Here is a 7,245-nt window from a genome sequence, read left to right as displayed (position 1 = left end):
AGCAACCTCATTACACCTCTATCGCTAGCTTTGTCGCTAAAATGAAAGACAAAATTGAGCCTCTCTTTACACAGGTGCTGATGATATGTGACAGGGAAGGATTGATTGGCCGTAATATGTTTGCGATCGATGGCTGCAAGATAAAATCGAATGCCAGTAAAGAGTGGAGTGGAACATTCGAAGAGTTGGAACGTAAACAGACCAAGTTACGTCGAGCCAGTCGACGAATTATTGAACGTCATCAAGCACAAGACGGATTGAGTGAAGATGAAGTGCAGCATGATTTAAAGCAGAAAGAAAAGCTCGATAAAAGTGCTGATAAAATAAAACAATTCTTAGTAAGCAATGAAGAAAAAATAGGGAATAGAAAGAAACCCGTCAAAAGTAATATCACCGATCCCGACAGTGCCAAAATGACCACCAGTAAAGGAACCATTCAAGGTTACAACGGCATTGCCATTAATGATGATAAACAACAGATTATCATGCAAGCACAGGTATGGGGCTCGGTGGGTGAGCAGCAAACCTTAAAACCCGCCGTTGAACAACTGCAAACACAACTCGCTAAACTCGGTACACCGGACGCATTTAATGAGGCTAAATTTACCGCTGACAGTGGTTTCCACAGTGAAGTTAATCTTGAATTTATGGCAACAACTGGACTCGATGCTTATATGGCCGACACTGCATTTAGAAGTCGTAATCCCTTATTTAAAACAAGCGAAACCTATCAAACTGAAAAGGAAAAACGGCGTTTAAAACGCAGTAAAGGTCGAGCCAGATTATTTAATAGTACGGACTTTTATTTTAATGAAAATGAGCTTACATGTCGTTGCCCAGCGGGTAAGGAAATGTGGTTAAGTGTTAAAAGCATTGAAACGGCAGGCCGTCATTATGTTCGTTTTTCAGGTTATTTAAAAGATTGCCGAGTCTGCCCACTTCAAGCACAATGCATGCGGAAAGTACCCAGTAAACAGGGGCGACAGGTCCAGTTTGAAACGAATAAAGCAGATAAATACATCTCATATACCGATAAAATGCGCGTCAAGATTGACAGCAGTCCTGGTCGACGGCAGTACAGCAAACGGCTTGGTACAATTGAACCCGTTTTCGGTAATATAACGGTGAATAAAGGGATGAATAAGTTCACGCTTCGCGGGCAAGAGAAAGTGAATGCGCAGTGGCAGATGTACTGCTTGGTTCACAATATAGAGAAGTTAAGGAATAGCTTACATTAAGACAAGGGCGAAGCCCTAATATCAAATAATCCTCCCTACACGCCTCAATAAACCAATTTACCACTCAATTTAATCAGTCACTTATTAAAATTTGAATAATCCATTGAATATCAAGTAAATATAAATTACCTTGGTTTTTATTTTAAGCGGACAGGCTGAAAATGAGAAATTCTACAGCCTCGTTAGCATGAATGGGCAAACTCGAGTCTGAGTCTTTTTTAAGCTTGTTATCCTAAAAAACTACGGAGTAGTAAGTGGGTAAAATAATTGATTTTAGGGAAATAAGGGCAGATGGAAAGCAAGTAGATGACTCAATGTCAATTGAGGAGTTGCTGGCTAAAGGCTGGAAGCCTTCTCCTGTAATTGAAATTCAGTGGAAGTGTTCTGGTAAAAGCTATAACTTAAAAAATGCTGATGGCTTGTCTGCTGTTTTATTAAATGACGGGGCAACAATAGCGGTCCTATATTGGAATTATCCAAATAATACATTTGATTTTTTGAACTCAGATGGAAGTCAGAGATTTTTAATTAGTAATGAACAATCAATTGAAGGTGAGTTATCAATTGGTAGTTTCAGTTCGCCTTCTTCTGAAGATGTTGAAGGCCATGCTTGCTGTAAAGTTATTTTTGATTCACCTCTGCTTCATAATTTATTCGAAATATATATTGATGCAGTGAAAGGTAACGTCGTACATGCAGATGAAAGAAGATACTAGTAATATCATGCTAACAAGGCGTTTAAACGGAACTAAAACAGTGGGTTACGTTTCGCTTCGCTACACATTTTAACCCACAATTTTAGTCCGCTTAACGCGGCGTTAGCTGTTTCTTAGTTTTGGAGTGTAAATGGTAGAATATGAATTTAAAAAACTATATAAAATATCCAATAATGAAATGGTAACTATCGTAATTGATGAAGATTTATTATCAATTATTGTATTCACTGAAACTAATGAAAAAATTGGAAATATTAATTTAGATGAGTTTGACAATGGTTTTTATATTATGTGGATGTACCTTGACCAACTTAGTTCTAAATATCAAAGAAAAGGAATTGGTCAGGCTTGTTTAGAATTTTTTACTGAAGTGTATCTAGCTCCTATTTTTGCATCTGAGGATAATGGTCTTGTTAAATCTGATGGGAGTCACCTAACAGGGAATGCTCCTTCTTTTATCGCAAAAATGCGAAGAAAAGGTATTGTCGGATAATACAGCTAACAAGGCACTTAAACGGAACTAAAACAGTAGGTTAGGTTTCGATTTGCTACACATTTTAACCCACTATTTTAGTCCGCTTAGTGCGGCGTTAGGAGCTTAAGTGAAAACTATCGAAAAATGGGCAGACCGCGTGTATGCGGAAAATGATTTTGGTCGTAGCATTGCAACTTCTATCGCGGGCTTAATTGGTTTAGGTGTTTATCTTTTATCAAAAGACTGGGTAATTGCAGCTTTTGCTTCAATTATTACTTTTCCTGTAATTCGTATAGTGGCTACAGGCATCAATGAAAAAGCTGAACGTAATAAAAAACGGAAAATAGAAAAAGAAGAAGCTGAGAATTTATACAACAAACTAAGCGCAGATGAAAAAAATGTGATTCAATCATTTTTAATGGCAGGTGGTAGCGTTTTAACTTGGACTCAAATGAATAATCAAAACGTTTCGTCAAACGGAATAGAGTCCTTAATTCAGCGTGAAATTTTATGGACTTCAATGACGGCTGACGGCATGCGAGAAACATTCGCTCTAGATTCAAATGTTTTTGATATTTGTAACGAAAAAATGGGGTTAACTAAAAGCTCCTAACAAGTTGCTGCACGCGGACTCGATACAGTTGTCGCGGTTTTTGCTAAAAGAAAAAGCAGCAAAAACAGCACCAACTTACTCGCCGGTGAGCAAGGCGTTGAGGCTGTAGAATTTCTCCAAAAAGCATATTTTTCGTTATTTTCTTATTACTTCAAGTTGTACGAAAAATGTACTTTATTGCACTGATCGTCTGTGATCTAATGGTTATTATTCGCTCTGAGTGAAATGTAATGGCCAATTATAAACCTGATTTATCCTGCCAAAGTAAATTCATTCCCATTGATTTTGCACAACAAATTATCCCCGGCACATTTGAATATGCACTTTCACATATTGTCGATAAGCACCTTGATTTAACTGCCTTTGATGATTGGTACAATAACGATAATGGCGGCGCAGCCGCCTATCCTCCGTCAGTCATGTTAAAGATTATTTTGTTTGGTTATTCACGGGGTTTAGTTAGCAGTCGCCGTATCGCACAAGCTTGTGAAACCAATATTACCTTTATGAGTTTGTCGGGTGACGAGCAACCTCATTACACCTCTATCGCTAGCTTTGTCGCTAAAATGAAAGACAAAATTGAGCCTCTCTTTACACAGGTGCTGATGATATGTGACAGGGAAGGATTGATTGGCCGTAATATGTTTGCGATTGATGGCTGCAAGATAAAATCGAATGCCAGTAAAGAGTGGAGTGGAACATTCGAAGAGTTGGAACGTAAACAGACCAAGTCAAAACAACAATGCCACCCATTTTTCTAACCAATAACACAGATTCTTTCAGCATTCATTGCAGTAGTCTTTTCTAAATATTCAACCGCATTTATTGAACTTTTTTTCAATAAATGCGGCTTTAGATTGTGAAATATGAGGAGTATGGTCGTTTTAAACCCATAGCAGAAGCTTGATATCAATCAAGCGGGAAATGACTTACTGGTGGTTGAAGAATTAAGCTTTAAGCGCACAGCCAGTGTTGGCAGTTGGCTGCACCGTGCCGTCGCTTTCGGTCTAAATGTTCACAGTATTCAGTTAATGCCGGTAAGGCACCCACCGGCCCTTTAAATAAATGACCAAATTCGGTGGTAATTTTAAGCCAGTTGTCTGTCGGAATATTAAGTCGGTTTAGAATGCCTTGACTGCTTGAACTGATGGCACCGCGCTTATCTTCTCGTATAATTCGACCGGTATCTTCAACGAGCATAATGTAGTCCTTCACACTGAACATCAGCCCGTCAGGCATATTCAGGCGTTCATCACCTACAAACGGCAGTAATTCTGCTGGTTGCTCACCTTTTATGGCTGAATGAATTCTTCGCTGGATGCTGGTGTGATCGGAGGTTTCGGGGGTTGTCGCCAAATGCTTTACGTACAACACGTGAGCAGCAGTGATAGTAAGGTGTGTCATCTAAACTCACTATCGTTTGTCTTGGTCTGGCCATCATTCATTACCTGCAAGTAAATAAAGGTAATTAAATATTAGACCAGTGCACAAATATTCCCCAATAATTATGGGTGGCTATGTTAATTTGGCTATGTTAATTTTTGACTGTACAAAATGAAAGACATGCCCTTCTAATACCCTCTTTTCTTGCACATGAAATGGGCCCTTAATACACAAATGTCGTATTATTAGTGCTTTAACTTATTGAAAATAAAAGGTTAAATCTTTTGATCTGCAATTATAGATCTATCTATAAATACAGAAGCCTCATTTCCCCAATATAAAACATTAACTTACAATAATGCATTGAATCTATCTAACTGTTTTATGAGTCTGTTATCATATGATTGTTAAAAAAATTTAAATGTGTATTAGTGAGAATGCAGGCTAATACACTGTTATGTTTACACTGTACTTTTATACACGGAGGTCGTATGGCTAATCAAATTTCAGGTGGTTGTTGCTGTGGTAACGTTATTTTTACGCTAGAAGATAATTTTAGTAACTTTTATTTTTGTCACTGCGAACAATGTAGAAAATTAACTGGTTCGGCGCATGCTTCTAACTTGTTTACATCACCTGACAATATCAAATGGGCTAAAGGCCTCGATAGTATAAAACGCTACGATCATCCTGAACGCTCATTTTCTAAAGCGTTTTGCAGTGAATGTGGATCTGGTTTACCGTTTATCTCTAAAAGTGGGAAATCTCTAATTGTTCCTGCAGGAAGCTTAAATGATGAACCTTCAAAGCAGTTAGATGCCCATATATTTTGCGCGGAGCAAACTGACTGGCATAAAGCTGGACTCGAAGGCCCTAAAGCTAATGGCTTTCCAAAGCAAACATAACAAGGCGATTAAACACAACTAAAACAGTTGGTTACATTTCCTTCTCTACACATTTCAACCCACTATTTTAGTCCGCTTAGCGTGGCGTTTGTGCCAATTCAGGGAGTATTGTTTTACATGTCAGAATTAAATATCCGTAGTGCCAAAGTGTCAGATTTAGATAGATGTTTTGAAATTGAAAATGCCTCCTATGCAGGGGAAGAGGCTGCTACGAAAGAGAAGGTTTTAAAAAGAATTGAAACATACCCTGAGGGCTTTCTTATTTTAGAAAACAAAAAAGAAATCGTGGGGTTTATTAATTCTGGAGCTACACACAAAGTTGAATTGTCAGATGAAGAATTTAAAGAGTTGATTGGCCATGATCCGCATGGCGAGCATATCGTGATAATGTCAGTTGTAATTCATCCTGAATATCAGGGTAAAAGCTTTACTAGTCTGCTTATGAAACATTTTATCAATGCGATGAAAGAAATGAACAAAACAGAAATATATTTGATTTGCCAAACCGAGCTGATAAATATGTATGCGAAGTATGGTTTCGTTTATCTGGGTGAATCGGACTCTGATCATGGTGGCCTTAGTTGGCATGAAATGTCACTTTCATTGTCAGCACAACAAATTAAATCACTGGACGCATTCGCTGTCATATCTAAATAAGGGTAATGATGAACATTAAAGCTGTGCTTTTCGATCACGATGGAACAATTGCGGACTCAGAACAAGCTCACTTTGAGATGTGGCGAGAAGTTCTATATCAATATAATGTTGAACTGTCCCATGAAGAGTACGAAAGCCAGTATGCTGGAATTCCAACCACAACAAACGCCAAAAAAATTGTAGAGAATCATTCTCTTGAAGTTGAACCAACAACACTTGTATTAGCTAAAGCAGAAATCACTAATGCATATTTGGCTAAGCAGGCCTTCCCTCTTATGAGTGGTGCACTTGAGTCAGTGCGCTATTTCTATGAACGCGGTTTAAAAGTTGGAGTTGTTACTGGGGCCGGGAGAGAAGGAGTAAATACCACTCTAAAGAATCACGGATTTGAAAAGTATGTATCTGTAGTCGTTTCTGGTGATGATGTTGAAAATAGTAAGCCTGCGCCTGATTGTTATTTATTGGCTGCAGAAAAATTAGGCCTACAGCCATCGGAATGTCTGGCTATTGAAGACACCTATAACGGCAGTCTTTCTGCCATTCGAGCCAATATGGAATGCATCGGAGTTTCTTCATCGCAGCAAGTCCGTAATCTGTTTTCCAAAACCGCATACGAATGTAGTAACCTAAATATAGCCACACAATGGATATCACAGAATTTTCATCTGCAAGCAAGCGACTAACAAATTAATCATCAAGGGACAAACGGCGGTGGGATCATATTTTTCATTTTGCATTGTCTTGTTTTATCCGCAGCTACAATACGACTTACTGCTGAATAATGTATTTTAAAATAACCATCAATCTTTTTATTGTGCAACCACCCGATTGATAAGATTTGATGATAGCCTCATTGCCAGTATTTGACTGTACAAAATAAAAGCCCCTCCCCTCATGCCATTTCTAAAAAAGCTATTAATGCTATTTATCTTGGGCCAAGAATACCTAAAGAAAGTAGAGCTCTTTTATTTCGGTCTGTAAATAAAATAAAATCAATTGCAAAACATTTTAAAGGCCGAATATCTAGATAACAATATAAAATTAAATATGATGAAATCAAGGCATAACAAGGCATTGCTTACCTAAGTAGTATTAATATATTTCATTCAAAACGAAAGAATAAACAGTGACAAGTTTGGCACACATTATGCTAAAATTTCCCCTCAGTTGTCCAAAAGGAAGCCAGTGTCATCTGACCAAAAATGTTTTTATTATATATTGAATTAACTAGAAAATTAAAAGGTTGTTGATGATTAGA

Annotated in this window: 8 protein-coding genes and 1 pseudogene; 8 read left to right on the top strand and 1 reads right to left on the bottom strand. The window is 37.8% G+C overall.

Features of this window, described 5'->3' with window-relative positions; translation table 11 throughout:
* From ACJAZP_RS06030 to ACJAZP_RS06010, 5 genes are all read left to right on the top strand, one after another.
* On the top strand, positions 1–1,238 hold a 1,238-nt coding region (locus ACJAZP_RS06030; RefSeq protein WP_415229836.1), incomplete at its 5' end, for a transposase.
* Positions 1,239–1,492: 254 nt separating this feature from the next.
* A complete protein-coding gene (locus ACJAZP_RS06025; RefSeq protein WP_415229835.1) occupies positions 1,493–1,954 on the top strand; it encodes a hypothetical protein in 462 nt (153 codons plus the stop codon).
* A gap of 130 nt (positions 1,955–2,084) precedes the next feature.
* Positions 2,085–2,447 (top strand): hypothetical protein, encoded by a 363-nt coding sequence (locus ACJAZP_RS06020; protein ID WP_415229834.1) that lies wholly within the window; start codon positions 2,085–2,087, stop codon positions 2,445–2,447.
* A 109-nt stretch (positions 2,448–2,556) separates the two neighbouring features.
* Complete coding sequence (locus ACJAZP_RS06015) at positions 2,557–3,042, top strand: hypothetical protein (RefSeq protein ID WP_415229833.1); 486 nt, start codon at positions 2,557–2,559, stop codon at positions 3,040–3,042.
* Between the two features lie 230 nt (positions 3,043–3,272).
* Positions 3,273–3,803, top strand: coding sequence for a transposase (locus ACJAZP_RS06010; RefSeq protein ID WP_415229832.1), 531 nt, complete (start codon positions 3,273–3,275; stop codon positions 3,801–3,803).
* A 193-nt stretch (positions 3,804–3,996) separates the two neighbouring features.
* On the opposite strand, the pseudogene ACJAZP_RS06005 reads toward ACJAZP_RS06010, so the two are convergent.
* Positions 3,997–4,398 (bottom strand): annotated as a pseudogene (locus ACJAZP_RS06005) (transposase); the annotation flags it as partial.
* Between the two features lie 518 nt (positions 4,399–4,916).
* Between ACJAZP_RS06005 and ACJAZP_RS06000 the strand changes: the two are divergent.
* From ACJAZP_RS06000 to ACJAZP_RS05990, 3 genes are all read left to right on the top strand, one after another.
* A complete protein-coding gene (locus ACJAZP_RS06000) occupies positions 4,917–5,330 on the top strand; it encodes a GFA family protein (protein WP_415229831.1) in 414 nt (137 codons plus the stop codon).
* A 117-nt stretch (positions 5,331–5,447) separates the two neighbouring features.
* A complete protein-coding gene (locus tag ACJAZP_RS05995) occupies positions 5,448–5,987 on the top strand; it encodes a GNAT family N-acetyltransferase (protein ID WP_415229830.1) in 540 nt (179 codons plus the stop codon).
* Positions 5,988–5,995: 8 nt separating this feature from the next.
* Positions 5,996–6,670, top strand: coding sequence for an HAD family hydrolase (locus ACJAZP_RS05990; protein WP_415229829.1), 675 nt, complete (start codon positions 5,996–5,998; stop codon positions 6,668–6,670).
* Positions 6,671–7,245 lie beyond the last annotated feature (575 nt).

It is taken from the genome of Psychromonas sp. (assembly GCF_047632955.1).
Classification (GTDB): Bacteria; Pseudomonadota; Gammaproteobacteria; order Enterobacterales; family Psychromonadaceae; genus Psychromonas.
This window is presented reverse-complemented; position numbering and strand designations above follow the sequence as displayed.